The sequence below is a fragment of the Streptomyces sp. NPDC006923 genome (genome assembly GCF_040635655.1).
Lineage (GTDB): Bacteria > Actinomycetota > Actinomycetes > Streptomycetales > Streptomycetaceae > Streptomyces.
The window spans coordinates 55,138-82,052 of sequence record NZ_JBEYIF010000020.1 but is presented as its reverse complement, the minus strand read 5'-3'; the positions used below and the strand labels follow the sequence as shown (position 1 = coordinate 82,052).

Sequence of the window (26,915 nt, the reverse complement as noted above, 5' to 3'; positions counted from 1 at the left end):
TGCAATTGAGGCATGTACCTCGACGAGCTCCGCACCCTGCTGACCCGGCACGCGCGGCCCGACTGGACCACCGCCATCGACGGCGTGCTCATCTCAAAGGTCGAGCGGCCCGATCCGCCGGCGCCGTCGATGTCCGGCACGGTGCTGGCGGTCATCGCCCAGGGCGCCAAACGCCTCGCGCTGGGCAACCGGGTTTTCGAATACCACGCCGGGCAGTATCTCGTCGCCTCGGTCGACCTGCCGGTCACCGGTCAGTTCACCGAGGCCAGCCCGGAATACCCGGCGATCGGGTTCGGACTCACGCTGGAACCGTCCGCCGTCGCCGAGCTGCTGCTCCAGGCCGGGCCGGGAGACGCTCCGCGCGCCGGCGGCAGCGCGGTGCCGGGCATCGCCGTCAGCGACGCACCGGACGATCTGCTTGACGCCGTGGTCCGGCTGCTGCGGCTGCTCGACGAGCCCCGCGACCGTACGGTGCTGGCGCCGCTGGTCAAACGCGAGATCCTGTGGCGGCTGATCACCGGCGAACAGGGCCACATCGTGCGCCAGCTCGGCCTTGCCGACAGCAGCCTCAGCCACATCGCGCGCGCGGTGCGGTGGATTCGCGACCACTACGCGCAGCCGTTCAAGGTCGAGGATGTGGCGCAGCTCTCCGGCATGAGTGTCTCGGCCTTCTACCGCAACTTCCAGGCGGTGACCGCGATGAGCCCCATCCAGTTCCAGAAGCAGATCCGGCTCCAGCAGGCCCGGCTGCTGCTCGCCACCCGTCCCAACGATGTCACCGGGGTCGGTCACCGGGTCGGCTACGACAGCGCGTCTCAGTTCAGCCGGGAATACCGCCGCCAGTTCGGCGCACCCCCCAGCCAGGACGCCGCTGGGCTGCGTCATGCCGTGCCCGCCACCGCGGGTGTCCTTCCCTGAGGTGGCGACGGGTGACGCCTCTGTGTGAGCCCGGCGCCCTGGCGGCCGCTCAGTCCTGTGCGGACGGGTGGGGGCGATGCGGTGCGGCCGGCTCGCCGGTCCATGCGGCGAGCAGGCTCAGGGCCTGCTCGGAGGGGGTGCCGGGTTCGGCCGTGTAGATGCCGAGGACCTGGTCGTGGTCGCCGGTGACGGCGAGGGCTTCGTAGTCGAGGCTGAGGTCGCCGACCAGCGGGTGGTGGAAGTGCTTGGAGCCGTAGGTGCGGCGCTGGATGTCGTGATCGGCCCACCAGGTACGGAAGTCGGGATCGCGCAGCGAGAGTTCGCCGATGAGTTCGGCGAGCTGGGGATCGTGCGGATGCTGTCCGGCGTAGAGGTGCAGGGTGGCGACACTGGTGCGGGCGATGCCTTCCCAGTCCTGGTAGAGGGTGCGGGCGCCCTCGTCGAGGAAGATGAAGCGGGCCATGTTCCGCTCACGGTGGGGCAGGGCGTCGAAGTCGGTGTAGAGGGCGCGGGCCAGCGCATTGGTGGCGAGGACGTCGGTACGGCGCCCGACGACCAGCGCCGGGACCTCACTCAGTGTCTCCAGGATCCGGTACAGCCCGGGGCGGACCCGCTGGGGCGCCAGCGGGCGGGGCCGGGTCCGCGCGGGCCTGGCCACAGCGAACAGATGGCTGCGCTCGTCCCCGGTCAGCCGCAGCGCGCGGGCGATGGCGTCGAGCACGGCCTCGGAGGCGTTGACGTTGCGGCTGCGTTCCAGTCGTACGTAGTAGTCGACGCTGACACCGGCGAGCTGGGCGACCTCCTCCCGGCGCAGGCCCGGCACCCGGCGGACCGTCGGCGTGGGAGTGAGGCCGGCCTGCTCGGGGGTGATCTTGGCGCGGCGGGTACGCAGGAACTCGCCGAGCTCGGTGCTCCGGCTGCTTGGCGTGGGCCGGTGGTCATCCATGTCTTCACGGTACGGCGCCCACCGCGCCGGTTTCGACCGTAAAGGGGTACTGCCGGACCCCCGGCTGGGCCATGCCTCTTCCGACGCTCTGACCAGCCGCTTCGGCTGCTTGTCTGGAACAGAAGAGCAGATCCCCTCCCGCCGGGGGCGGCGGGACGTACAGAGAGGCCGATCCCATGACCGATCACGGACGCGTCACCACTCCGTTCGGCGCACAAACCACCGCCGCGGAGGTCGTCGCGGGCGTCGACCTGGCCGGCCGCCGCGCGGTGGTCACCGGGGGCTCCTCGGGTATCGGCGTGGAGACCGCGCGGGCTCTGGCCGCCGCGGGCGCCGAGGTCACTCTGGCCGTCCGCGACACGGCGGCAGGCGCGAGGACCGCCACCGACATCACCAGCACCACGGGCAATGGCCGGGTCCTGGTCGCGCCGCTCGATCTGTCCGACCAGGAGTCGGTCGCCGCGTTCGTGGCCGCGTGGCAGGGTCCGCTGCACATCCTGGTCGACAACGCCGGCGTCATGGCCTCGCCCGAGACACGCACCGCCGAGGGGTGGGAGCTGCAGTTCGCCACCAACCACCTCGGCCACTTCGCCCTCACCACGGGCTTGCACGAGGCCCTCAAGGCGGCCGGGGACGCCCGGGTCGCCGTGGTCAGTTCGGTCGGCCACATCAACGGCGAGGTCCTCTTCGACGACATCAACTTCGAGCACCAGCCGTATGACGCGTGGGCCGCCTACAGCCAGTCCAAGACCGCCAACATCCTGTTCGCGGTCGAGGCCGCCAGGCGCTGGGCGGCCGACGGCATCAGCGTCAACGCACTCAACCCCGGCCGGATCGCCGACACCAAACTCTCCCGGCACATCGGTTCGGCCCTCAACGCCCCTGCCTCCTTCGAGCCCGGACGGAGCGACGGTGTGTCGGTGAAGAACACCGAGCAGGGTGCCGCCACCTCCGTACTGCTCGCGGCCTCGCCGCTGGTCGAGGGTGTCACCGGCCGGTACTTCGAGGACTGCGACGAGGCCGGCCCGCACCAGCCGGGCGTCCGCCGCGGCGTGGCCGCCCACGCCCTGGACGGGCAGAAGGCGGCGCGCCTGTGGCAGGTCTCCCTCGACATGCTCGCCGCCGCCCGCCGCGCTCACTGACCGGCACCGGACCCGCCTGCCGGCGAGCGCGACCGGTCCCGGACCTGAGGGCGCACCACGGGCGGCAACCCGCCACGCCGTCGGCAGCGGACAGACGTGCCGTGACAGGACAGGACCTGCCCGGGATCCGTAGGCGCGAGGCGCGCCGGAATCCCGGGCAGGTCCTGCCGAGGCCCTCTCCCCGAGGCCCACTACCCCGAGGCCCTCTCCGTAGGGGACGGTCAGCGGGGCACCGAGGGGTCGGAGAGAAAGCGGATGCCGGTGAGGCGTTCGCTCTCGCTCCACAGGAAGGCGCCCTCGGCAGGATCGTCGGCTCCGTGCGGGAGCGGGACGGCCTTGGGGGTGCCGGCGGTCTGATCACGGCCGGCCGGCGCGATGAACTGGCCGCTGTGGGCGTCGGGGCTGGTGGCGGCGTACAGCGAGGGCCAGGCCGCGCCTTCCGCCGAGCCCATCACGGTGCGCGAGGTGAGGGCGACGACCAGCTTCGACAGGGCACCTTGGCTGTGGCGCTGGAGGTTGGTCATGGCGGAGCCGGGGTGGACCACGAGGGCCTCGACACCGGTGCCGTCCAGGCGGCGGGCGAGTTCCTGGGTGAAGACGACATTGGCGCGCTTGGACTTGGCGTAGGCGCTCATCGCTCCGTAGCGGCGGTCGCTCATCAGGTCCTCCAGGCGGCCCATGCGCCAGGTCGCGGCGATCGCGCTGACCGTGACGATCCGTGCGGCCGGTGACCGGCGCAGGGCCGGCATCAGCCCCGCGGTGAGGGCGAAGTGCCCGAGGTGGTTGGTGCCGAAGGTGAGCTCGAAGCCGTCGCTGGTGGTGCGGCGCTCGGGGATGTTCATCACGCCCGCGTTGTTGAACAGCAGGTCGATGGTCTCCGTCTCGGCCAGGGCCATGGTTGCCCGCCGGAGTGAGGCGAGGTCGCCGAGATCGATGACCGCCGTCGCGACCTCCGCGTCGGGCTGCGCACCGCGAAGCCCGTCGGCGGCCTCGTCAAGCTTGTGCCGGCTGCGTCCGGCGAGGATCACGCGCGCGCCGTGACGGGCCAGTACGCGGGCGGTCTCCAGGCCGATGCCACTGTTGCCGCCCGTGATCAGGGCGGTCCGGCCCCGCTGGTCGGCAATCGCGTCCGGTGTCCAGGGGGTGGCGGAGGCGCGGGAGGTGGAATTCATGGTGCGTCCTTTCACGTCTGTGTTTGTGTGAGGGCGGGGCCGGGGCCCGCTGTGCCCCGACCGCCTCCCGGCCGTCAGGGGGAGCGACGGGTCCGCTCCGCGCCGGGCGCGGCATGGATCGGGCCGGGTGCGGAGGAGGTGGGGTGCCGTGTCCGTACGCGGCTCCCGCCGGGGCCGGCCGCGACCGGGCCGACCCCGGCGGAACACCGTCAGTTGTCCAGCAGTGCCGCGACGTTCTTGGCCGCGTCGGCGCCGTCCCGCAGTCCCAAGGTGACCGCCAGCGGCTTGATCTTCGGGTTCAGGGCGTCACGGATGAGCTTGTCGGTGCCCTCGCCACCGGTGATCCGGACAACCTTCAGACCGTTGTCTTCGAGCGCGGCGAGGGCTTCCTCCTCAACCGTGTTCGACAGGCTGGGCGTGGGCATGCCGATGTAGACGATGGCGTCGAGCTTCTTCTCCTTGACCAGCTCGGCGGAGAAGGTGGCACGCGGCGCGTCCGTGTAGTGCTGCCCGTCGATCTCGATGGCGGGCAGGAAGCCGGGAACCGCGGCGGAAGAGGCGACCGCCGCGCCGAGAGGGACGCCGTCGCTCTTCTTCCACAGCACGGTCCTGCCGGTCTCGGCATTGACGGATGTGGCCCTGAAGTCGAGTGCGGGCCAGTCCTTGGCGGGAAGCGCCGAACCGACGTAGGTGACCAGGTCCTGGCTGGAGATGGGGGTCTTGGCCTTCATCGCCATTGCTCCGATCCTCCTGCCCCGTTCCTCGATGGTTCCCTGGGTGGAACCGAGGGCGGCCATGACGTCCTTGGGTATGGGGTCGCCCTTGCCGGCCGGCACCGGTGCGGAGACGCCCTTCCCGGCCCGCTGGGCTTCGACGACCTGGTCGAGGTCGTCCACCGCGCTGAAGTAGGCCCCGGCGATCGCGCCGGCGGAGGTGCCGACGACGACATCGACGTTGTCGCGGGTCAGCCGCGCCTTGTCCTTCAGCGCGGCGAGCACGGCGGTTTCCCATGCGACCCCGCTCTCCCCGCCGCCTCCCAGGATGACCCCGACGCGGGGCCGCTCCGGCGTCGGCGCGGCGCCGGATGCCGCGGATGTGGTGGCGGCGGGGGACGAGCACGCGGTGACGACCAGCGTTGCGGTGGCCAGCGCCGCGGTCGTGCCGAGGATGCGTCCCAGGGGGCGCCGGGCGGTCTTCGTAGGCATCTGCTTCTTCCCATTCTTCGCTGGTGGAACGCACGGCCATGACCACGTCATGGCACGCACCGCCCATCGGGCCGCACCCGGTCGGTCCTGTCGACCAACCGGATAGTTGAATTGAAGCGAGAGGCCCTCCGTATGTCAACTAGACGGTTAGTCGCATGCCCGAGTCCCGCAGAATGCCAAGCCGGGAGCGGTCGATCGACCTGTTGCCAACCATCCGGTTAGCTGAATACGCTGAGCGGAAGCGACCGCGTCCGGCGGGACGGCGCGCCCCGTGCCGATGTGGTGGGTCGCAAGGCGAAGGCGGCGGGGCGTCCTCATACTGGGCGTACGGGGGCGTTCCGACACCGCGGCGGCATGCCGTCGCCGCGAGCCCGCCAGGGCTTACGGGACAGCTCGTGGGCTGGAATGTCCGTTCAAGCCTCGGGGAGCGGTGCGGGAGCCGCGGAAACCGGAGGGTTCAGTGGTGCGACAGGCGGAGCGCGAATACGAGTACATCGTCGTCGGCGGCGGAACAGCCGGGTGTGTACTGGCCGCACGGCTCTCGGAAGATCCCGCGGCACGCGTTCTGCTGGTCGAGGCGGGACCCGGGGACATACCGGAAGAGGCGACCGTCCCCCGCGCCTGGACCGACCTGATCGGGGGCCCCGGCGACTGCGGCGACCTGGTGTTCGACGAGATGACCAAGCGCCCCACCATGCTGTCGCGGGGAAGCGGGCTCGGCGGCTCGACCGACATCAATGGCATGGTGTTTGTGCGTGGGCACCGCAGCGGTTATGACGTCTGGCCCGACGAAGGCGCTCAGGGGTGGGGATTCGAGGGCCTTCTGCCCTTCTTCAAGCGCTCCGAGAACGCCATCGGACGGGACGCGGGCGCCCGGGGGACCGACGGCCCCGTCACCGTACGGGCCGCCGCCGACCACAACCCCGTCACCGCGGCACTGCTCGACGCGGCGTGGGAAACCGGTCTGCCCCGGGCCGTCGATCCCAGCAGCGGTCTCGAAGAGGGGCTCGGCCTGCACGACTTGGCCATCGCGCGAGGCCGCCGCGTCACCGCCGCCGGGGCGTATCTGACGCCCGAGGTCCGGAGCCGGGACAACCTGACCATCGTGACCGATGCCCAGGTGCACCGGGTGCTCACCGAAAACGGCCGGTGCACCGGAGTCGCGTACGGCGAGCGGGGCGCCCAGAGCCGAGGCGGCGCGGCCGTCCGCACCGCGCGGTGCACGGCGGAAGTCGTCCTCACCGCGGGCACCGTCGGCAGCGCCCAACTGCTGCTGCGCTCCGGGATCGGCCCCGCGTCCCATCTCCGGGAGGTCGGGCTCGACACGGTCGTCGATCTCCCCGGCGTCGGCGCGAATCTGCACGACCACCCGCTCACCGGTGTCTCCTACGAAGCGGCGCGACCGGTGCCACCAGGAGAGAACAACCACGCCGAGGCGAGCGGAGTCATCCCCGATCCCGAGCACCCGGAGTATCCGGCGTGGGCCGGCCGGCCGCGCCCGACCCTGCAATTCATCATGTTCAGCAGCGCCCGCCCCCTCCCGCCGTACTTCGGGCCCGAGAACGGCTACACAGTCGCCTTCTCCGTGATGAACCCCAGAAGCCGGGGCACGGTCAGGCTCACGGGCCCGGCACCGGACGCCGCCCCACGCGTCGAGCCGCGTTATCTCAGCGATCCGTTCGATCTCGACAGAATGCTCACCAACCTGCGGATCGCTCGGGACATCGGCGCGGCACACGCGCTGGACCCGTGGCGGCTACGAGAGGTCCACCCGGGTCCGGAGATCACCGGCGACGGCGCGCTCCGCGCCTACCTCAGGGACAGTTACTGCCCGTACTGGCACGCCGTCGGCACCTGCCGGATCGGCACGGACGCCATGGCCGTCGTCGACTCTGACCTCCGCGTACACGGCACCACCGGTCTCCGGGTGGCCGACGCGTCCGTCATGCCGTCCATCTCCGCGGCCAACACCATGGCGGCCGTCTACGGCATCGCCGAGCGGGGCGCCTCGCTCATCGCCGCCGATCAGTACTCCACGGCCGCTTCCCGGCGCTGACCACCGCTTCTGCCGGAGCCGCCGGGGCAGCCGCCGCGCCAGGGGCACGGCAGCCGACGGACCGGCGCTGCCCCAGCCGGCTCACGGGCGGTTTCGGTCACGACTCCACCGGCGCCGCCCCATCGGACCGGGCGACCCCGCCCGTCGGAGCCGTGGGCACCAACCGGGCGGTGGCGGGCGTGGTCTTCGGGGCCGCGTCGTAGAGGACGGCCGCCGCGTCGCGGGCGCTGGTCGCCGCCGAGGGGTCGCGGTCCATCCGGCCGGAGAGCACCGCGGCGTCGTACAGCATGTGCAACTGATGGGCCAGGCGTTCCGGGTCGGCGACCTCCGCCTCGGCGGCCAACTGGGCGAGGAAGCCGCGCATCCAGGCGCGGTGGTGGTCGGCGGCGACCTCGACCGCTCCTCCTGAATGGGACTCGGCGCTGGCGGCCACAAAGGCGCAGCCGTTGAAGCCGGGGCGCGTGACCTGCTCCCCCACCTCGTCGAAGACGCCGAGCAGCCGCTCGCGGGGGGTGCGGAAGCGGGCCAGGGTCCGTTCGACGCGTTCCCGGGCAATCGCATGGCGGCCGTCGAGGTAGGCACTCACCAGCCCTTCCTTGTTGCCGAAGGTGCTGTAGAGGGACGCCTTGGCGACGCCTGCCTGCTCGATGATCCGGTCGATGCCGACGGTGTGCACACCCTCGGCGTAGAAAAGCTCGCTCGCGGCGGTGAGGAGCCGGTCCCGGGCGGACGGCTTGACGGGACGGGGGGAACGTGTGGCCTTGGTCGGCATGGAATGCATCCAGTCATCTGATCAGACAGGTCTGACTAACGTGGACAGCCCTCAGTTTAGGTCGCCTCGCCGCCGCTGCGCGGCGAGGCCGCAGGTGCCGGGGAGGCCCCGGCCTCGGCGACGTTCTGGACGTGCGGGCCGGAGGAATCGGCGACCACGACCCGGGGAGTGACGGCCGGCTGGAGCCTGCGACCGCTGAGCAGCAGTCCGGTGAGGGCGAGCAACGCCAGCACGATCACGGCGATGCCGTACTCCCGCGCGGTGTCTATCAGGCCGCCGCCGTGGACGACCAGCACGCCTCCGATGACCGCGGGGATACCCATGCCGAGGTAGGTCACCACATACAGCAGCGACAGGACGCCGGCGCGCTCGTGCGCCTCGACGACGGGGACCACCAGCCGGATGCCGACCAGGAAGCCGGCCCCGAAACCGATACCCGCGACGGCTGTGCCCACGAAGAACCCGGTCACCGAGGCCGCGCCGCCCGCGCCGGAGCCGATGGAGACCAAGGTGACGACGATTCCGGCCACCAGTGCGGGAACGCCGATGAGCATCACCGTACGGGCCGCTGCCTTGCGCAGCAGGAGCACGGCGACGGCACCGGCTCCGGCAAGGGTGGACAGGCCCAGCCCGCCGTACACGGCGTTGTGGGAGTGGACCAGGGTGCCGGTCAGCCCCGGGGCGAGGGCTCCGTAGAAGCCGGCGAGCGCCCAGACCGCGAAGATCACGGGAGCCGCGACAGCGACCGGGCCGCGGGCGGCACGCGGCAGCTTGATCTCGGGCTTCATGCTGGCGAGGGCGCCGGGCTTGGTGGTCACCGTCTCGGGCATCAGGGTCAGGCCCAGGGCCTCAAGGGCAAAAGCGGTCAGCAGCCCGAGGTAGATCAGATGGGTCGGCCAGGACAGGTACTGCACGACCAGGCCGGAGAGCAGGGCGCCGAGGGACGTGCCGAGGACGGGCGCGAAGGAGTTGGCGAGCGCGCCGCGTACCCGGTCGAGGTCGAGCATGCCGGCTCCGATGGCACCGACGGCGGTGCCGGTGGCGAGTCCCTGGATCACCCGGGCGATGAGCAGGGCGCCCACGCTGTCCGCAGTGCTGAAGACCGCCATCGCGACAACCTGCCCGGCCAGTGCGGCGAAGAGCATGGGGCGGCGGCCGATGTGGTCGGAGACTCGGCCGAAGACCAGCAGCGCGACCAGCACGGCGAGCGCATAAGCCCCGAAGACCACCGTGGTGGTGATCGGGGAGAAGCCCCATTCCCGCTGGTAGACCGCGTACAGCGGGGTCGGCGCGGTGGACGCCGCGAGCAGTGTCAGGACTATGGAGACGAGGAGGGCGAAGGACGCCTTGGGTCCTAGGCGGATACGGCTGGACATGGGTGACTCCTCAATCGGAGGGTAGGGGAGGGGCCGGGATGGGCACGGCTCGAAGCTCGACGGCGCGAATGGCCGCGATCACGCGAGCGTCACGTGCCGGCGAACACAACGGCCGGCCGTGCGGGGGACGCGCGACGGCGTCCGGCGGGCCCCCGGTCCCACGTCTGCGAGCGGTGAGCGCCGGCCCCTACACGGCATCCCGCACAACAGGGAGCGCGTACTCCCACAGTCGGTCCGCGGCGGCTGGATCGATCGACCACGTGGCGACACCTGCCATGGTCAGCTCGGGGCCGCCTTCGACGACCTCGGCCTCGTGGTTGTCCTCGAAGTACCGGCCGGTCACACCGTCCAGCAGCGGCGAGGCGGCAAGGAGTGTGCTGGTGGCGGCCCCCTGCTCGGGGTTCTTGAAGTAGTCGGGAGTGATGAGGTTCCCCTCGTCGTCCATGGAGCCCAGCGCCTGCATGGTGGCCTTGTCCATATGCCGCGACAGATTGGTGTGGATCCATCCCGGCTCACAGGAATTGGCGCTGATGCCGTCCTCGGCCCAGCGACGGCTGAGCCCGACAGCGAGCAGCACGTCGGCCGTCTTCGACTGCACGTAGGCAGTGAGGGGGTCGTAGGGGCGCCGCTCGAACTGCGGGTCGTCGAAGTCGAAGCCGCCCAGGCGTTGTGCACCGGAGCTGACGACGACCACGCGAGGTTTCTCCGCGGCCTTGAGGGCGGTGTGCAGCCCGAGCGCCAGGGCGAAGTGCCCGAGGTAGTTGATGGCGAGCTGCATCTCCCAGCCCTGCGCGTTCACCTGATGAGTGGGCAGCATCATCACGCCGGCATTGGCGACAATGGCATTCACCGGCCCGTCCCAGTTGTCGCAGAACGCCCGAACGGAGCGCAGATCCGCGAGGTCGAGTGCGACGGCCTCGGTGTCCGGGAATTCCTCAAGGATCGTCTTGGCGATTGCGGGGTTACGCGTGGCGATGGTGACGTGCGCACCCGCACCGGCGAGAGCGCGGACCGTCTCGGTCCCCAGCCCTGAAGCGCCTCCCGTGACAATGATGCGTTGTCCGGACAGATCGACCCCCGCCAGAACGTCCGCGGCTGTGGCGCGTATACCGAAGGGGGTGGTGAAGAGCGTCATATCGACTCCATGGAGCGTCATCACATACGGATGGGTTTGTGTTGTTCAGCGATCCCGACAAGCCGGCGACGGGGTGCCGCGGTTGTTGTTCGCCCTCCGGCCGACCGCGGTGGGGTGTTGACGGCGTTCGGCGGACGGGCAGCTCTCGCGGCCCGTCGATGGCCATCGACGGGGCGCGGTCAAAACGGTCGGGGGGAGAGGACGAGGCCGAGCCCGGACAGACAATGGGCGGGCGCGAGCGGAGTGACCTGCGCCCTTGCGGCAGCTCAGGCGGAGGGCCTCGGTACGAAGTTGGGGCCGCTGGTGCGGAAATCCTCCCTGCGGCCGGCGACATACTGCTCCACCGTCAGGGGAACGCTGCCGCTGATGTCCTCGATGACGTTGTTCGTGCCGGCGAAAATCCCCTGCTGATAATCGACGGCCACATTGCTCAGGTGCTGGACCAGGTGGGCAGGCAGCCCACGAGACGTCATGGCGGCTGCGAACTCTTCGACACTGATCGGCTCGTAGTGGACTGGAATGCCCAGCTCCCCGGATACGGCGTCAGCGATTTCGTAGTGATCCATCTCGATCGGCCCATGCAGGGTGTAGGCCTCGCGGTTGTGCGGTTCTGGATCGGCCAGCACCGCCGCGATCACACGTGCCTGGTCAATTTCCGCGACGGGCGCGTGGCGTCCATGTCCGAACGGCAGCCGCAGTGCGCCCTCACCGTCCCTGCGTTCCCACCAGTCCACGAGCCACGCGGTGAAGAATGTGGGGCGCACATGGGTCACGAGCATGTCTGTCCGGTCCAGCAGTCGCTCGCTGAGCCAGTGCTGGCGTGCGGCGTTGCTCTTTGATTCACGCCTGGCGGAGATCTGCGACATATTGACGACGGACCGGACGCCCGCCTCCACCGCGGCCTGCGCGAAGACCGTGGTCGCCTCAATCAGTCCCTCGCGGATCGGGTAGCAGAAGTAGGCCCCGCTCACCCCGCGCATGGCGCGGCTCATGTCATCGAGGTCGAGCAGATCTCCGACGACGGGTTCCGCGCCCGCCGCGGCCAGGGACCGCGCCCGGTCGTCGTCCTGCCGGACCAGCGCGCGGACCGTATGGCCGCGCGCCAGGAGTGACTCGACGCCGGCGTGTCCCGTTTTTCCGGCCGCACCCGTGATCAGGAAGACCCGTTGGTCATCAGCCACTCGTACCTCCTGGGAATCTTCTGTATGTCTCTGCCGTCGCCGCGGCAGGTGGTCAATGGAAAAGAATTCGCCGAGGGGACATCTTGCTCATGGCGCGGGGCGCCTTCCCGTAATGACCCGGTGGGCGTGGCGGGGCGCCTCATCAGGAGGTGACAGCTCGACGCACAGCCGGTTCGCTGACTGAACTGCTCCTGTTCGACACCGTAACATGCCTCAGTTCAATGAGTGAACTCTGCTGGTAGAATCTGGATATGACCCTTCCCAACACGTACGCGGACCGGAACTGCCCGCTCGCTCGAACGCTGGAGGTCGTCGGAGAGAGGTGGACGCTCCTGATCATCCGAGACGCGTTCTACGGAGTGCGCAGGTTTGGCGACTTCGCCACTCAGCTCGGGATTCCGCGCGCCGTTCTGACCAGCCGGCTGAAGGCCCTCGTGCAGGAAGGCGTGCTCGCTCGTGACGATGAGGCGGCGGCGGGTGTCGAATACCGGCTGACCCCCAAGGGTGTCGCGCTGTGGCCGGTTGTGCGCGCCCTGATGAACTGGGGGGAGACCTTCTACTCTCCGGACGGAGCGAAGCGCGTCCTCCTCCATGATCAGGACGGCGGCGCGCTCGACCACGAGGGGCGCTGCCAGGACTGCGGCGCGGCTGTGCCGGTCGCGGAGATCCGGGTCGAACCCGGACCCGGATTCATTACGGCGAAAACTGATCTCGATCCCGTGTCCACCGCGATCAACACACCGCGACGACTTCTCGAACCAGTCGTGCGCTGAACGCGCGCCGTCGGCGGTCTCCCGACCGCGCCGCCTTTCCCACCCGACGACGGGTCGTGCCCCGCAACCCTGACAACACCACGGCCGAAGGGCCGGTCATCGTCTCCCTCGACATCCACAGTGTCACCCCGTCCTGAACGAGAAACACACCCACGGCGTCGGCGTTGCCGCGACGGCCCAGCGGGATGCGAGCGGTCTCATCGCGTTATCGCGTTTGATCTGCTCGACGGCCTGCCCGGGGAGTCCGGCCGAGGCCAGGGCCTCAGTTTCTGTCGGTCCGGGGGCCAGAGCTCGGGAGGCGCGGCGCCGAAGGCCGTCGCGCGATCGCTGTTCGCCCGGTTCGGCGCGGCCCTCGTCCAGGGGGAAGGGGGCTCGGAAAGACGCTGCTCTCCGGTCTGTTGTGGGGCGGTGGGCGGGCGGCCAGGGGGCCGCCGCGCGGGGGGTTCGGTGGGGGACGCGATTCAGGGGCGGTCCGCGCTGACGCGCCATACGCGGGCCGAGAGTGTGACGCCGTCGTCCGTCGTATAGGCGGCGAACGCCTCGGCCGCGGCGGCGCGCACCTGGCGGCGGACGGCGTCGTCGGCATGTGCCTCGCGCATCCAGTGGCGGACAGGGCCCCAGTCCGTCAGGAAGCCGGCCGCGTCGTCCGGATCGGCCCCCCAGTGCTGCGCCAGGGTGAACGGTTCGACGGTGACGGAGGTGAAACCGGCCTCGCTCAGGACCTGTTGGCTTCTGGCCGGGTCCGCGAAGGACGCGGGCCCGGTGTGCTGAGTGAAGTCCGGTACGGGAATGCGGGCGCCGATCGCCCGGTAGATCACCGTCTGGTCCATCTGGGCGTGCCCTTGAGAGCAGACGAAGGCGAGGCGTCCGCCCGGCCGCAGCGCCCGCCGGATGTTCGCGAAGGCGGCGACGGGATCGGCGAAGAACATCACACCGAAGCGGCTCACGGCCGCGTCGTAGGCGGCTTCGTCAAACGGAAAGACCTGCGCGTCCCCACGGACGAAGGAGACCGATTCCAGGCCGGCCTTGGCGGCGGTGTCCGCCGCGGCCTCCAGCATCGGAGCCGACAGGTCGAGGCCGAGACCCTCGGCTCCCCGCAGGGCGGCCCGGCGGGTGAGCTGACCGGTGCCACATCCGATGTCGAGAATACGAAGGCCGGCCCGGACGCCTGCCGCGTCGAGCAGCAGTTCGTCCGCGCCTTCGTTCAGGGCGTCGTAACGCTCGGCGTGATCGGCCCAGTGCCGGCCCTCGTATCCGTTCCACGCATCCGACTGATCCTGGTTCACGGTGGTAGTAGCCATATCGCCAGTATGGTGGAGGCGCTGTCGGGCTGGTGGGGGCGCTGTCGGGCGCTCTCGTCCCAGGGCGGCTGAACGACATCGCACGGCGGTGCGGCGAACACCGATGGGTCGTGCGTGCCGCTCCATCCGTCTGCCCCGCCACTTCTGACCGCACCCGCTCCCATCATTTCCGTGGCCGACAGGCTCCTGGTGGGCCACAGCGTGTGCGGAAAAGCGTCCAGGAGCGGTTCCCGTTGAGTTTCGGTGCGATTTCTGTCGCCCCTTTCCCGTCGCCTCGGCGCCTCACTCTCCGGCCATTGCCGGTCACCGTCCGATGGTGGCGGGACAGATGCGTGGCGCTTATGGCGCGGTCCACCGTGTGTCTTCGTGTACGCAGTCGCCGTCACCTGCGCAGAGATGATTGTGAGCGAGGGGTGGTGCAGAAAGGAGTAGTGTCGGCCACTTGAATTTGAACTCCCGAAGGAGCTTCATGGGTATCGTGGACAAGTGGCTGGTGGAGGTGTGCCTCAGCTCGGACGCAGGGCGGCTGGTCCGGCATTTTTATGTGGTGGACGCGGTTTCCACCGGCGAGGAAGCCCGGTCGGTGGTCAGGGAGACGGTTGAGAATGCCTGCGCGTGCAAGGGAGGCGAGAACGGTGCGGAATTGAGCTGGTGCTGGGGGCAGGTGCGGCGGTTCATCATTGATGCGATGGGCTGCGTCGCGCTGTCTCAGCCGTTACCCGTCTGGCACCATTCGCTGACGCTTCCGGCCGGCACCGGTCGCCAGGGAGGCTTGAGCCGATGACCCGGTCTTACGAACAGACGTGCTTTATCGCCCGCGCACTCGATGTGCTGGGCGAGCGGTGGACTTTGCTGATCCTGCGGGAACTCGTATTGGGGCCTCGTCGCTACGGCGCACTCCTCAACGCTCTTCCCGGCATTGGTAACGGCCTTCTCGCGGCTCGTCTCAAGCACTTGGAGAAACACCATGTCGTGCGTCGGACGACATTGGGCGGCCCGGACCATATCGGAGCCTATGAGCTGGGCGAACGCGGGGAAGCTCTGATACCGGTCCTGAAGGCGCTGGTGGATTGGGGGGCCGGCCTTGAAGAACCGTCATCGGAGTACACCAGCCGGACCGCTTGGCGCATGGTCGCAATGCGCCTTACGGCCCCCGAGGAGGCGGTCGACTTTGACGCACTCACGCAACTCGTCGTGGGTGATGAGATGCTGTGGCTGCACGGCGACGGCAATCGGATCCGGGTGGAGGTCGGAGTCGCACCGATCACCCCAGATCTTCGGCTGACCTGCGACAAGGAGACCTTCAATGTCCTTGCCAGGGGCCGGATGACGGTGGAGCGCGCAATGGCCGCGGGGGAACTCACCGTGGAGGGCGAGCCCGATACCGCACGGGTGTTTTTCGAGCTCTTCAGCCTGCCCGACCGGCATCAGAGCCCTGTCAGCGGACCGAGTCAGAAGTGATCGGGATCCCCACGTCGAAGCCGCGTCGCCGGACAAGCCTCACCCACGCCGGTGGCCGGCGGATGGTGCTCGGGAGAGGAACCTCCGGGCCGTCCATGCCGACACCTGCTCCCGGGGGAGGGCCGACCAGCGGCGGCCTTCGACGAGGGGAGGCCGGTTAGTGATCAATTTCCCAGCCGGATCATCGGAGCCCTCTCGGATGAGCGCGGTCGCGGCGACGATCGATGCGCAGGGAACCGTCACGGGCTGGACGGACGGGGCCGGGGAGCTTCTGGGATACAGCGCCGCGGAGGTCGTCGGCCGCTCCGCCGCGAGGCTGCTGGAGCCGCGCCTCGCGGCCCGGGGCCGGGCCGAGTGGGCCCGGCGGGCACGGCTGCGGGAGCCATGGTCGGGAACGACGGCACTGCGCCGGAGGGACGGGACGGGCGTCCGGGCGTCCATCGACGCTCTCCCTCTGTCCGGCGGCGGCAGAACGGACTGGTTCGTGACGGTTACGGCCGTCACCGTCACATCGGCATCGCCTCGCCAACCACCGCAGATCCCTCTCGGGACCGCACTGGCCCGCTCACCGATCGCGGTGTCGATTTGTGACGGGGACGGCCGATACCTCTGGAGGAACGAGGAAGCCGCGCGCTGGGACCGGCTGATGCACTACCAGCGGGTGGGGCACGTGCTCACGGAGTTGTGGCCCGGCAACGAGAGCAGGGCCGTTGTGGCCCTGGTCCGGCAGGTGTTCGAGACCGGTGTCCCGGTGATCGAGCGTGAACAGCGGTGGCCCGTGCCGGACACGGACGAGGAGTGCGTGTTCTCCTGCACGTACTTCCGCCTCGAAGATGAGCACGGCGGGCCCCAGGGTGTGTGCTGCATGGCCGCGGACATCAGCAGGTCCGACAGCCATCGGCACCTCCATGTGCTCAGCGAGGCCAGTAAGAGCATCGGTACCACCCTCGACGTCCTGAAGACGGCCCAGGAACTGGCCGATTTCGCGGTGCCCCGGCTGGCCGACTACATCACGGTCGACCTGGCCGAATCGGTTCCGCTCGGCGGTGAGCCCCTCCAGCGGCTGACCTCTTCGGACGAGCGTGTCCCCGTGTTCCGCCGCGCGGGGGTGGCCTCGATCCATCCGGAGAAACCGGAGGCCCTGTGGAACATAGGGGACGCGGTCTTCGTCCCCTCGTCGTCCCCCTTCACCCGCGCTCTGTACTCGCGGGAGCCGCACTACGAGCCGGTCCTCGACACCTCTCCCGGCACCTGGGTCGACCAGGACCCGGACCGGCTGCGGAAGATCCGCGCGACCGGGATGCACTCCCTGATCATCGTCCCGCTCCAGGCACGGGGCACGCTCCTCGGCGAAGCCGTGTTCGTCCGCACCGACAACCCCCATTCCTTCTCCCCGGACGAACTGCTGCTGCTCCAGGAACTCGCCGGACGGGCGTCGCTGAGTCTGGACAACGCCCGCAGATTCACCCGCGAGCGGGCCGCCTCGCTCGCACTCCAGCGGAATCTGCTCCCCCGGAATCTGGAGGGAGGAGCGGCGATGGAGCTGGCCTCGCGCTATCTGCCGGCGGACACGCACGAGGGCGTCGGAGGCGACTGGTTCGATGTGATCGACCTGCCCGGCGGCCGGATCGCGATGGTGGTGGGGGATGTCGTCGGGCACGGGATCAACGCCGCGGCACGGATGGGACAGTTCCGCACGGTCGTCCGCACCCTCGCCGAGCTGGATCTGCCGCCCCATGAACTGCTCTCCAGGCTCGACAGCCTCGTGGTGCGTCTGACCGAGCAGGACGGCGGCGAGGACCGGGAGGAAATCGGGGGGCCCGGCTTCTGGTCCCAGGCCATGGGCGGTACCTGTGTCTACGTCGTCTACGACCCCGCCACCCGGATCTGCACCATGGCACGGGCCGGGCACCCGCCGCCCGCGGTGGTCCATCCCGACGGCAGTGTCGTCTTCCCCGACCTGCCCGCCGGGACACCGATCGGCACCGGACTCAGCTCGTACGGATCCCTCTCCGTCGAACTGCCCGAGGGCAGTGTCATCGCCCTGTACACCGACGGGCTCATCGAGTCCCGTCAGGCCGATCTCGACGACGGGCTGCGCCGGCTGGGTGCGGCCCTCGCCCATCCCGAGGTCCCGCTGGAGTGCCTCTGCACCGAGGTGATCACGGCGATGACCATGAAACCCCGCAGCGAATCGGAGACCGTCCTCCCCGACGCCGTGCTGTCGGAGGCGTCGGAGGACGACGTCGCCCTGCTGCTGGCCCGCACCCGCGGACCGACCTGCCGAGGAAACCCACGAACCGTCACACGGGATCTCCCGACCATGACGTCCTCCTCGGTGGAGACCGGCTGTTGAGCGGACCACGGACAACCCTCGCGATCCTCAGGAACCGGCAGCCCCCCGGCGCAGGTAGGCGCCGAGCCGCTCGATCGCCGAGGGGTTGCGCGGGCTCTCGACGAGGTCGGCGTAGTCGAGGGTGTAGATCCGCTTGTGCTTGATGGCGGAGACGTTCCGCAGCGGTGGGTAGGAGAGCAGGAAGTCCTTCTTCTGCTCCGCACTCGTGGAGCCGTAGTCGTTGATGACGATGACGTCCGGATCCCTCTTCACGACCGTCTCCCAGCCGACTGTCGTCCACGAGTCCGCAAGGTCGTGCAGGAGGTTGACGCCTCCGGCCTCGCTGATGATCTGCTCGGGCGCGGCGTAGCGGCCGGAGGTGAAGGGCTGGTCCTGGCCGCTGTCGTAGAGGAAGACCGAGGGCTTGTCCGCGCCCTTGGGGGCCTTCGCGCGGACGTCGGCGACCGTTGCCCTGTACTGCTTGATCAGTTTCTGTGCGCGCTTCTCGACACCGAAGATCCGGCCGAGGTTCTCCAGATCCGTGTAGAGCGCGTCGAGCGGCGGCATGATGCCGCGCGAGGTGCTCGTGCGGGCGTTGCGGCAGGACTCGGTGAGCAGATAGGTGTCGATGCCGTCCTTGTGCAGGTCGTCCGGCGTCAGCGCGTTCTCGTTGAAGCCGTAGTTCCAGCCGGCGAAGACGAGATCGGCGCGTGCGTCGAGGGCTGTCTCCTTGGTGATGCGGTCCTTGGAGAGCCACTTCACCTTGTTGTACGCGGCCTTGTACGGCAGGCCGTCGAGGGAGCCCTTGTCCGCGGGCATGACATAGCCGGCCATGTGGTCCTCCAGGCCGAGCGCGAACATGAGCTCGGTGATGCCGACATCGTTGGTCACCACCCGCTCGGGGCGCTGGTCGTAGGTGACCTTCGTACCGCAGTTGGTGACGGTGACCGCCTGTGACTTCGTGGCCTTGGCGTCGGACGCGACCTTCGCGCCACAGCCACTCAGCGTGAGAGCGGCGGCGAGGCCGAGCGAGGCGGAGGAGATGAGCTTGCGCACGGGAGCCTTCCGGAGAGGGGGTCAGGGTGCCAGTGGATCGAAGAGGAACTGGGTGGCGCCGGTCTCGGGGTGGCGCACCCGGTGTGCTCGGACGTGGAAGACGTCGGCGAGAAGCTCGGGGGAGAGGACCTCGTCCGGGGGACCCGAGGAGACGAGGCGCCCGCCGTCCAGTACGTGCAGCCGGTCGCAGTGAGCGGCGGCGAGATTGAGGTCGTGCAGGGCCGCGAGCACGGTCGGACCGCTGGCGCGGACCCGGCGCAGGACGTCGAGCTGGTGCGCGATGTCGAGGTGGTTGGTGGGCTCGTCGAGGACCAGGACGCGTGGTTCCTGGGTGAGCGCGCGGGCGATGAGCACCCGCTGCTTCTCGCCGCCGGACAGCGACAGGAAGCCGCGTGCGGCGAGGTGCGCCACCCCGGCTTGCTCCAGGGCCCGCTCACAGATCTGCCCGTCGCGCGCGGCGGTGCGCTCGCGGTGCGGCAGGCGCCCCATCGCGACGACCTCGGTGACCGTGAAGTCGAAGTCCGCCGCCGACTCCTGCGGTAGCGCGGCGAGCAGGCGCGCCGCGGCCCGGGGCCGCATACGGTGCACGTCCTCGCTCTCGACCCTGACGACTCCGGAGTCGGGCCGTCGGGCCCGGTAGACACACCGCAGCAACGTCGACTTCCCGCTGCCGTTGGGGCCGACGAGGCCCACAAAGGTTCCGGCGGGCACGTCGAGGGTGACCTCGTCGACGAGCCGGGTGCCGGCCACCTCGACCGAAACGCCTTCGACGTCGAGCCGCACAACTCCTCCTTCACTTCAAGCATCGGTACGGGGACAGATACGGGTGGTGCTGCGGGAGGCACGGGCTCAACGCCCCGTCAGCGCATGGCCCCCGCGCCGCATGAGCAGCAGGAACGTGGGTACGCCGAGGGCGGCCGTGACCACGCCGACGGGCAGTTCCGTCGGTGCGAGCAGCACCCGTGACAGCACGTCGGCCCACACGAGCAGGACCGCCCCGGCGAGCGGCGCGACCGCGAGCACCCGCGTGTGGGACGCGCCCACGAGCATGCGTACGAGGTGCGGGACCATCAGCCCGACGAAACCGATCGCCCCGCTCACGGCGACCACCGTGCCCGTGACGGCCGCGGTCACGACGAACAGTTCACGCCGCAGCCGGTCGGGCGGCACGCCCAGGGCCGCCGCCGTCTCGTCGCCCATGGAGAGCGCGTCCAGCGCGCCGGCCCGCAGCCTGAGCCACAGCCAGCCCGCCAGCACCGTCATGGCCGCCGGCGGAACCTTCGGCCAGGTCGCCCCGCCCAGGCTGCCGAGCAGCCACATCATCGCCGCGCGAGCCGCCTCGCCCCGCTCGGCGCCGAAGACCATGACGGTCGTGATGGCCTGGAAGCCGTAGGCGAGCGCCGTGCCGGTCAGAACAAGCCGCAGTGGGCTGAGCCCGAGCGGGGAGCGGGCCACCGCGTACACGATGAAGGTCGCCGCGAGCGCCGACACGAAGGCGGAGAAGGAGAGCGCCCAGACGCCGAGGCCGGCGAGCGCGCCGAACAGGATGACCGCGTTGGCGCCGACGGCGGCGCCGGAGGAGATGCCGAGCACAAAGGGATCGGCCAGGGCGTTACGCACCAACGCCTGCACCCCGACCCCGACCGCGGCGAGCCCCGCGCCGACCACGCCGGCGAGCACGACACGTGGAAAGCGGATCTCCCACACGACGGTGTAGGCCCCCGCGTCGTCGGTGCCCAGGCTTCCGCCGCTCAGGCCGGCCCACATGAGCCGCAGCACCTGCCCCCAGCCCATTCCCGTCGCTCCGAGCCCCACCCCGCACACCAGCGAGACGACCAGCACGAGTGTGAGTCCGACGACCAGAGACGCAGTGGGTATGTGTCCACGCGGAGCGCCTGTGGCGGAAGGGGGAGCGGCGGTGCGGGGCAAGAGGGGCGCACATCCTCGGGGTTGGCGCCACCGGCAGCACGCGCGGGGCACCAGAGAACCCCGGGGGGTTCTGGCGGTCCCTGCTCGCAGTCCACGGCGGGCGGTCGACGGGTCGCACACCTGCCGTGGGTGATCGGACTCGCGCGACCTGGGCAGGCCACGCACACCGTTGCGGGACAGCGCCGGATTCCCACCGGCTTCCCCCACGAGAGGCAGGCGCAGCGTAGCAAGCGGGACTCGGAGGCCGGCCAGGCGGAGGGTGCCCGATCGAGGAAACCCGGTCGGCTCCCGCGCTCGGCCGGGGGAGGACGCCACGTGCTTCCTCCCCCGGCCGACTGGCGGGGCCGTCAGGACGCGGAGAGTTCCTCACGGACCGTGCGGGCGGCGGCGACCAGGTGCTCCAGCGAGGCGCGGGTCTCGGGCCAGCCGCGGGTCTTCAGCCCGCAGTCGGGGTTGACCCACAGCCGTTCGGCGGGAATGGCCTTCAGCCCGGCGCGCAACAGTCCGGCCGCCTCCTCGGTGCTCGGTACCCGCGGGGAGTGGATGTCGTACACGCCCGGGCCCGCCTCACGCGGATAGCCGTGTGCGGCCAGTTCGCGGGCGACCTGCATATGGGAGCGGGCGGCCTCCAGGCTGATGACGTCGGCGTCGAGGTCGTCGATGGCCTGGACGATGTCACCGAACTCCGCGTAGCACATGTGCGTGTGGATCTGTGTGTCCGGCCGTACGCCGGACGTGGTGAGCCGGAACGCCTCGGTGGCCCAGGCGAGATACTCCGGGCGGTCGGCGGTGCGCAGCGGGAGCGTCTCGCGCAGCGCGGGTTCGTCCACCTGGATGACCGAAGTCCCGGCCCGCTCCAGGTCGTTCACCTCGTCGCGCAGGGCGAGGGCGACCTGGCGGGCGGTGTCGCCGAGGGGCTGGTCGTCGCGGACGAAGGACCAGGCGAGCATGGTGACCGGCCCGGTGAGCATGCCCTTGACCGGCCGTGAGGTGAGGGACTGGGCGTACGTCGTCCAGCGCACCGTCATCGGTTCGGGGCGGGAGATGTCGCCGGCCAGGATCGGCGGGCGGACGTAACGGGTGCCGTAGGACTGCACCCAGCCGTGCTGCGTGGCGAGGTAGCCGGTGAGCTGCTCGGCGAAGTACTGGACCATGTCGTTGCGTTCGGGCTCGCCGTGCACGAGGACGTCCAGGCCGGTCTTCTCCTGGAAGGAGATGACCTCCTGGATCTCCGCCTTGATGCGCTCCTCGTAGCCGGCGGTGTCGATCCGGCGCGCGCGGAGGTCGGCGCGGGCGGTGCGCAGTTCGCCGGTCTGCGGGAAGGAGCCGATGGTGGTGGTCGGCAGCGGGGGCAGACCGAGGTGGGTGCGCTGCGCCGCCGCACGTTCGGCGTACGGCTGGGAGCGGCGGGCGTCGGCGTCGGTGACGGCGGAGGCGCGGGTCCGTACGGCGGGGTCGCGCGTGATGGGTGAGTTCGCGCGGGAGGCCAGATCGGCCCGGTTGGCGGCGAGTTCGCCGGTGATCGCGCCCGTGCCCTGGGTGAGGCCCTGGGTGAGGGTGACGATTTCGGCGGTCTTCTGCCGGGCGAAGGCGAGCCAGCGCAGGATCTGCGGCTCGATGTCCCGCTCCGGCGCGGCGTCGAGGGGCACATGCAGGAGGGAGCAGGAGGCGGCGACGTCGACGCGGCCGGCCAGCCCGAGCAGGGTGCCCAGGGTGGCCAGGGACTTCCCCAGGTCGTTCACCCAGATGTTGCGGCCGTTGACCACACCGGCGACCAGCCGCTTGCCGGGCAGTCCGCCCACGGCGGCGAGCGCCTCCAGGTTGGCGGCCGCGGACTCGGTGAAGTCCAGCGCCAGCCCCTCGACCGGGGCCTTGGCCAGCACCGGCAGTGCCTCGCCGAGCCGGTCGAAGTACGAGGCGACCAGCAACTTGGGCCGGTCGGTGAGGGCGCCGAGGTCGTGGTAAGCGCGGGCGGCGGCGTTCAGTTCGGCCGGGGTGCGGTCCTGGACGAGGGCGGGCTCGTCGAGCTGCACCCACTCGGCGCCGGCCGCGCGGAGGCCGGCGAGAATCTCCGCGTATACGGGCAGCAGACGTTCGAGCAGAGTGAGCGGGTCGAAGCCGGCGGCGACGCCGGGCGCGGGCTTGGCGAGCAGGAGGTAGGTCACCGGGCCGACCAGGACCGGCCGCGCGGTCAGGCCCAGGGCGAGGGCCTCCTTCAGCTCGGCGACCTGCTTCGCCGGGTCGGCCGTGAAGACGGTGTCCGGGCCGAGCTCCGGGACGAGGTAGTGGTAGTTGGTGTCGAACCACTTGGTCATTTCCAGCGGCGCGATGTCCTGGGTGCCGCGGGCCATGGCGAAGTAGCCGTCCAGGGCGTCGGCCTCGACGGCGGCCCGGTGGCGGGCGGGGATCGCGCCGAGCGCGACGGTGGTGTCCAGGACGTGGTCGTAGTACGAGAAGTCGCCGGTGGGCACTTCGTCGATACCGGCCTCGGTGAGCTGCTGCCAGTTGCTTCGGCGCAGTTCGGCGGCGGTGGCCCGGAGGGCGTCCGCGGTGACGCGGCCCGTCCAGTAGCCCTCGATCGCCTTCTTCAGTTCCCGGTTCGGGCCCTGCCGGGGGTAGCCGTGCACGGTGGCCCGTGCTGCCGCGGCTGCGGACTTCGCTGTCACGGAGATCTCCTTCGCGAGATGAATCCCTGAGATCCCGGAGACGGACGCGAGCGCGGAGCGGTGCCGAACCGGACGGAAACGATCCCGCGCACAGCGCGGTCATCCGCCCGACAGGTACGCCGACCCGCCCACGAGGTCACCGGAATGTCCGCGCACGGAGTGGTCCGCACGCGGGCAGTGGCAGGTCTTCGGACTCGCGGGCACGTCTCTGTCGTACGAGACACCTACTGGCCGTCGCTTCCCAGACCCTGTACGTCGGACCCAGTGCTATGACGGCGGTCGTTCCCGCTCACCGCTGCGGGGCAGTCCCGGATTCCCACCGGGTTCCCTCTTACGACGCATCCCGCCTGGCGGACGGGGCGAACCAGCTGCGCCTCCCAGCCTACGGGGTGCCGCTCCCCGGGGAAGCGAGCCGTCCAGCATCCGGAAGGCAATCGCGGACAACGTCCATGCCCGGCAGGCCGATGTGAACGGGCGGACCCTGGACCGCCGCCGGCACGGCTTGCCACCCAGCAGCGGACTAAGCCGCGGACCAACGAGTTGGTGCGTGACAGCGGGTGAGGCGTCGTTGCTGGCAGGTGGCATGATCCGGCTGTGGCGATCATGCTCAATCGGGCGGTCCTGGCCGAGTTGATTGTCCTGCACCGGGACAACCGCATGTATGAGTGGACGCCATACGTTCACGTGCCGCTCGGGTGATCTGGACGCACGAACGACTGGAACGGGTTAATCAGCGCGGCTGCCGCCGACGCGGTCGCACTCGGCGAGGGTGCCGTCCAGAAGGACGAACTCGGGACCGTACTCGCGCAGCGTCTTCCGCAGGCCCGGGGCCCGGTCGGCGAGCAGGCCCGTGACGGTGGTCGTAGGCGTGGGCGGTGCCGACGGATTTCCCGAAGCCGGCCGCGATCCGGGCGAGGGTGCCGTGGGGTGCAGGTACACCGGCGCGATGAGTGCGCGCCGCTGCGGCGGGAGTGTGCAGCGCCTGTCACCCTCACGGGTGACGATGAGCATCGTGACCCACACGGCCAGGGTGTGCGGGAGGTCGAGTGCGGCCGCGTAGGGAACCAACAGGGCTCCTGTGCTGCTGAGCCGAGGCTACGGACACCTCCCTCAACGGCACGGGAGCCCTGTGCGTTGCGCACCCCGCCCTCACGCCGGCTCCGTCCCCCGATCGGCAGCCGCTCCGAAAAGGCTCGGTCAATCGTTTGCTCAGGCGGGAAGTTCGGTGATGCTGAGGGCGAAGTTCACGTTCCCCACCCCGTGGTTGGCGAGGCCCACCGTGACTACGCCCGCTCCTTCCAGCCAGTGCGCCATTTTCAGGCCGCCGACGTCCAGCGGGCGCAGCCCGAGGCTCTCGACGAACGCCTCCACACGTGCCTTGGCCTGCGCATTGTCGCCGGCGAGGAAGACGTCGGGCCGACCCTTCTCCAGGACATGGCGGAAGACGGTGTTGAACGCCTTCACCACGTTGGCGCTGGCCGGGGCGGCCTTATCGACTTCCCGCGCGATCGAGGTCTCTTCGCGGTGGGCCAGCCCGTCGAACGTGGAATTGAAGGGGTTGCTGATGTCGACGATGACCTTGCCCGCGAGAGCGTCTCCGTACTGGGCGACGGCCGGCACGACACCGTCGTACAGCAGGGCCACGATGACGATGTCCCCGGCCGGGGCGGTGCCCCATTCTCCCGTCGTGGTGCCGCCGCCGAGAGCCTTGGCCAGGTCGGCGGCCTTGGACTGATCGCGGCCCATGACCTCGACGGTGTTGCCGCCCGCTATCGCCCGTGCGCCGATGGTGCGGGCCATGTTCCCGGTGCCGATGATGCTGATCTTGCTCATGAATTGTCCTGCCCCGATCGTGTGTTGTTCGGTTCAGATGGCGGTGGTGCCGCCGTCGGCGACGAGTTCCATGCCGTTGACGTAGCTGGAGTCGTCGGAGGCGAGGAAGAGGGCGGCGGTGGCGATTTCGTCGGGGCGGCCCATCTGGCCGCGGGGGATGAGGGACTCGAACTGGCGCTTGGTGGCCTCGTCGAAGAGTTCTTCCTGCTTGGCGGTGGCGACCTGGCCGGGGGTCAGGACGTTGACGCGGATGCGGCGGTCCTTGAGTTCGTTGAGCCAGATTCGGGCCCATGCCTGCTGGACGGCCTTGCTGCCGGCGTAGACGCTCCAGCCTGGGAAGGCGCCGAGGGAGGCGTTGGAGCCGGTCATGAGGATGGAGCCGCCGTCGTTGAAGAGCGGGAGGGCCTTCTGGACGGTGAACAGGGTGCCGCGGGCGTTGAGCCCGAACCAGGTGTCGAACTGGGCCTCGGTGATCTCGCCGAGCGGAGCGGGCTTGCCGCCGCCTGCGCTGGCCCACAGCACGTCGAGGCTGCCCTTCTCCCGCTTGACGGTGTCGTACAGGCGGTCCAGGTCGTCCAGGTTGGCGGCGTCGCCCTGGACGCCGGTGACGTTGCGGCCGATCTGCTTCACGGCCTCGTCCAGGGCGTCCTGGCGGCGGCCGGTGATGAAGACGTGCGCGCCCTCGTCGACGAACAGCTTCGCGCCGGCCAGCGCCATGCCGGTGGTGCCGCCGGTGATGACCGCGACCTTGCCGTCGAGCTTTCCCATGGTTGCTCCCTTGAGTCGGTGGTGCCGTGCGCACCTGGGGAGACGGTGTTATGTACACCGCCCTGTGTGCTTACGGTACGGGGCGGGCGGGTGGTGTGCAAACTATGTACACCGGTCGTTACCTAGCTGGGGTACCATGAACGCATGACAGAGTTGGAGAAGGGCCCCACGGGCCGCCGCCGAGGCCGGGGCGCCCGCGAGCGCATCCTCAGCGCGTCCCAGCGGCTGTTCCGCGAGCAGGGCATCAACCGCACCGGCATGGACCAGCTCTGCGCCGCGGCCGAGGTGTCCAAGCGCACGGCCTACCAGCACTTCAGCGGCAAGGACGAACTCGTCGCCGAGTACCTGCGCCGGTTCGACCCCTCCGTTCTGTCCGGCGTGTTCGACCGCACCGACCTCACGCCCCGCGAACGGCTTCTCGCCGCCTTCGACATCCCCCCCACCACCCCCCTGTGCCCCTACATCGCCGCGGCCGTCGAACTCCACGACCCCCAGCACCCCGCATCCCAGTACGCACGCGAGTACAAAAAGGCCGTCGCCGCGCGGCTCGCCGACACCGCCCGCGAAGCCGGCGCCGCCGACCCTGAACAGCTCGGTGAGCAGCTCGCGCTGCTCATCGACGGCGCCGCGGCCCGGACCCGGGTCCTGAACGCCGACGCATTCCCCACCGCCGCCGCCATCGCCGCCGTCCTCATCGACAACGCCATTCCCGTCACGGCCGGCGATGACCGGCGACGGGAGGAAGTGTCGAGTTAACGTGGCACTCCCTCGGCCGGGCTGGACGCGCTGCCGGTCGCGGCTGCACCCGCTGGTACACAACACCAGCCGCCCGGCCCGGGCCCGGAGGGATCCGGCGCCGCTTTCTGACACTTCCTGATCCGGGCAGCGAC

22 protein-coding genes, 1 pseudogene and 2 riboswitches are annotated in these 26,915 nt (G+C 70.2%); of the genes and pseudogenes, 8 read left to right on the top strand and 15 right to left on the bottom strand.

From position 1 onward, the window contains the following. Positions 1 to 12 precede the first annotated feature (12 nt). Positions 13 to 918, top strand: coding sequence for an AraC family transcriptional regulator (locus ABZ707_RS29445; RefSeq protein WP_360180676.1), 906 nt, complete (start codon positions 13 to 15; stop codon positions 916 to 918). Positions 919 to 967: 49 nt separating this feature from the next. Here the strand turns inward: ABZ707_RS29445 and ABZ707_RS29440 are convergent, their stop codons facing one another. Further along, positions 968 to 1,864 (bottom strand): helix-turn-helix transcriptional regulator, encoded by an 897-nt coding sequence (locus tag ABZ707_RS29440; RefSeq protein WP_360180674.1) that lies wholly within the window; start codon positions 1,862 to 1,864, stop codon positions 968 to 970. Positions 1,865 to 2,040: 176 nt separating this feature from the next. On the opposite strand from ABZ707_RS29440, the gene ABZ707_RS29435 reads away from it, so the two are divergent. Next, positions 2,041 to 3,006 carry an SDR family NAD(P)-dependent oxidoreductase gene (locus tag ABZ707_RS29435; RefSeq protein WP_360180672.1) on the top strand — a complete coding sequence of 322 codons (966 nt, stop codon included), beginning with the start codon at positions 2,041 to 2,043 and terminating at the stop codon, positions 3,004 to 3,006. Between the two features lie 221 nt (positions 3,007 to 3,227). Here ABZ707_RS29435 and ABZ707_RS29430 read toward each other — a convergent pair whose 3' ends face one another. Further along, complete coding sequence (locus tag ABZ707_RS29430) at positions 3,228 to 4,178, bottom strand: oxidoreductase (RefSeq protein WP_360180670.1); 951 nt, start codon at positions 4,176 to 4,178, stop codon at positions 3,228 to 3,230. 209 nt (positions 4,179 to 4,387) lie between these two features. Further along, positions 4,388 to 5,383, bottom strand: coding sequence for a patatin-like phospholipase family protein (locus ABZ707_RS29425; protein ID WP_360180668.1), 996 nt, complete (start codon positions 5,381 to 5,383; stop codon positions 4,388 to 4,390). Between the two features lie 463 nt (positions 5,384 to 5,846). Between ABZ707_RS29425 and ABZ707_RS29420 the strand changes: the two genes are divergently transcribed. Continuing rightward, positions 5,847 to 7,439, top strand: coding sequence for a GMC family oxidoreductase N-terminal domain-containing protein (locus ABZ707_RS29420; protein WP_360180666.1), 1,593 nt, complete (start codon positions 5,847 to 5,849; stop codon positions 7,437 to 7,439). Positions 7,440 to 7,536: 97 nt separating this feature from the next. On the opposite strand, the gene ABZ707_RS29415 is transcribed toward ABZ707_RS29420, so the two are convergent. From ABZ707_RS29415 to ABZ707_RS29400, 4 genes are all read right to left on the bottom strand, one after another. Further along, entirely contained in the window at positions 7,537 to 8,220 is a 684-nt protein-coding gene (locus ABZ707_RS29415; protein WP_360180664.1) for a TetR/AcrR family transcriptional regulator, read from the bottom strand. A gap of 47 nt (positions 8,221 to 8,267) precedes the next feature. Continuing rightward, on the bottom strand, positions 8,268 to 9,587 hold the full coding sequence (locus ABZ707_RS29410; protein WP_360180662.1) for an MFS transporter: 1,320 nt from the start codon (positions 9,585 to 9,587) through the stop codon (positions 8,268 to 8,270). A gap of 187 nt (positions 9,588 to 9,774) precedes the next feature. Further along, positions 9,775 to 10,722 carry an SDR family NAD(P)-dependent oxidoreductase gene (locus tag ABZ707_RS29405; protein WP_360180660.1) on the bottom strand — a complete coding sequence of 316 codons (948 nt, stop codon included), beginning with the start codon at positions 10,720 to 10,722 and terminating at the stop codon, positions 9,775 to 9,777. 266 nt (positions 10,723 to 10,988) lie between these two features. Continuing rightward, on the bottom strand, positions 10,989 to 11,903 hold the full coding sequence (locus ABZ707_RS29400; RefSeq protein ID WP_360180658.1) for an NAD(P)H-binding protein: 915 nt from the start codon (positions 11,901 to 11,903) through the stop codon (positions 10,989 to 10,991). 251 nt (positions 11,904 to 12,154) lie between these two features. Here ABZ707_RS29400 and ABZ707_RS29395 point away from each other — a divergent pair, with 251 nt between their 5' ends. Next, the gene (locus ABZ707_RS29395; protein ID WP_360180656.1) at positions 12,155 to 12,676 is read left to right on the top strand and encodes a helix-turn-helix domain-containing protein; all 522 of its coding nucleotides are present in this window, start codon (positions 12,155 to 12,157) and stop codon (positions 12,674 to 12,676) included. A 461-nt stretch (positions 12,677 to 13,137) separates the two neighbouring features. Here the strand turns inward: ABZ707_RS29395 and ABZ707_RS29390 are convergent, their stop codons facing one another. Then, the gene (locus tag ABZ707_RS29390; RefSeq protein WP_360180654.1) at positions 13,138 to 13,977 is read right to left on the bottom strand and encodes a methyltransferase domain-containing protein; all 840 of its coding nucleotides are present in this window, start codon (positions 13,975 to 13,977) and stop codon (positions 13,138 to 13,140) included. Positions 13,978 to 14,446: 469 nt separating this feature from the next. Here ABZ707_RS29390 and ABZ707_RS29385 point away from each other — a divergent pair, with 469 nt between their 5' ends. The 3 genes from ABZ707_RS29385 to ABZ707_RS29375 all read left to right on the top strand — a co-directional run bounded on the left by ABZ707_RS29385 (position 14,447) and on the right by ABZ707_RS29375 (position 17,794). After that, positions 14,447 to 14,761 (top strand): hypothetical protein, encoded by a 315-nt coding sequence (locus ABZ707_RS29385; RefSeq protein WP_360180652.1) that lies wholly within the window; start codon positions 14,447 to 14,449, stop codon positions 14,759 to 14,761. Further along, entirely contained in the window at positions 14,758 to 15,438 is a 681-nt protein-coding gene (locus ABZ707_RS29380; RefSeq protein ID WP_360180650.1) for a winged helix-turn-helix transcriptional regulator, read from the top strand. The genes ABZ707_RS29385 and ABZ707_RS29380 overlap by 4 nt, the downstream gene beginning before the upstream one ends. 199 nt (positions 15,439 to 15,637) lie before the next feature. After that, a complete protein-coding gene (locus ABZ707_RS29375; RefSeq protein WP_360180648.1) occupies positions 15,638 to 17,794 on the top strand; it encodes a SpoIIE family protein phosphatase in 2,157 nt (718 codons plus the stop codon). A gap of 27 nt (positions 17,795 to 17,821) precedes the next feature. Here ABZ707_RS29375 and ABZ707_RS29370 read toward each other — a convergent pair whose 3' ends face one another. From ABZ707_RS29370 to ABZ707_RS29340, 7 genes and pseudogenes are all read right to left on the bottom strand, one after another. Further along, a complete protein-coding gene (locus ABZ707_RS29370; protein WP_360180646.1) occupies positions 17,822 to 18,829 on the bottom strand; it encodes an ABC transporter substrate-binding protein in 1,008 nt (335 codons plus the stop codon). A 21-nt stretch (positions 18,830 to 18,850) separates the two neighbouring features. Beyond that, a complete protein-coding gene (locus ABZ707_RS29365; protein ID WP_360180644.1) occupies positions 18,851 to 19,612 on the bottom strand; it encodes an ABC transporter ATP-binding protein in 762 nt (253 codons plus the stop codon). A 66-nt stretch (positions 19,613 to 19,678) separates the two neighbouring features. Then, the gene (locus ABZ707_RS29360; RefSeq protein ID WP_360180754.1) at positions 19,679 to 20,707 is read right to left on the bottom strand and encodes an iron ABC transporter permease; all 1,029 of its coding nucleotides are present in this window, start codon (positions 20,705 to 20,707) and stop codon (positions 19,679 to 19,681) included. Positions 20,708 to 20,885: 178 nt separating this feature from the next. Then, positions 20,886 to 20,962, bottom strand: a riboswitch (cobalamin riboswitch). Between the two features lie 143 nt (positions 20,963 to 21,105). Further along, the gene (metE, locus tag ABZ707_RS29355) at positions 21,106 to 23,424 is read right to left on the bottom strand and encodes a 5-methyltetrahydropteroyltriglutamate--homocysteine S-methyltransferase (RefSeq protein WP_360180642.1); all 2,319 of its coding nucleotides are present in this window, start codon (positions 23,422 to 23,424) and stop codon (positions 21,106 to 21,108) included. Positions 23,425 to 23,602: 178 nt separating this feature from the next. After that, a riboswitch (cobalamin riboswitch) is annotated at positions 23,603 to 23,791 on the bottom strand. 362 nt (positions 23,792 to 24,153) lie between these two features. Continuing rightward, positions 24,154 to 24,492 (bottom strand): annotated as a pseudogene (locus ABZ707_RS29350) (transposase family protein); the annotation flags it as partial. A gap of 141 nt (positions 24,493 to 24,633) precedes the next feature. Next, a complete protein-coding gene (locus ABZ707_RS29345; RefSeq protein WP_360180640.1) occupies positions 24,634 to 25,257 on the bottom strand; it encodes an NAD(P)-binding domain-containing protein in 624 nt (207 codons plus the stop codon). A 33-nt stretch (positions 25,258 to 25,290) separates the two neighbouring features. Then, positions 25,291 to 26,025, bottom strand: a complete 735-nt coding sequence (locus ABZ707_RS29340; protein WP_360180638.1) for an SDR family oxidoreductase — start codon at positions 26,023 to 26,025, stop codon at positions 25,291 to 25,293. A 144-nt stretch (positions 26,026 to 26,169) separates the two neighbouring features. Here ABZ707_RS29340 and ABZ707_RS29335 point away from each other — a divergent pair, with 144 nt between their 5' ends. Further along, positions 26,170 to 26,781 carry a helix-turn-helix domain-containing protein gene (locus ABZ707_RS29335; RefSeq protein WP_360180636.1) on the top strand — a complete coding sequence of 204 codons (612 nt, stop codon included), beginning with the start codon at positions 26,170 to 26,172 and terminating at the stop codon, positions 26,779 to 26,781. Positions 26,782 to 26,915: the final 134 nt, after the last annotated feature.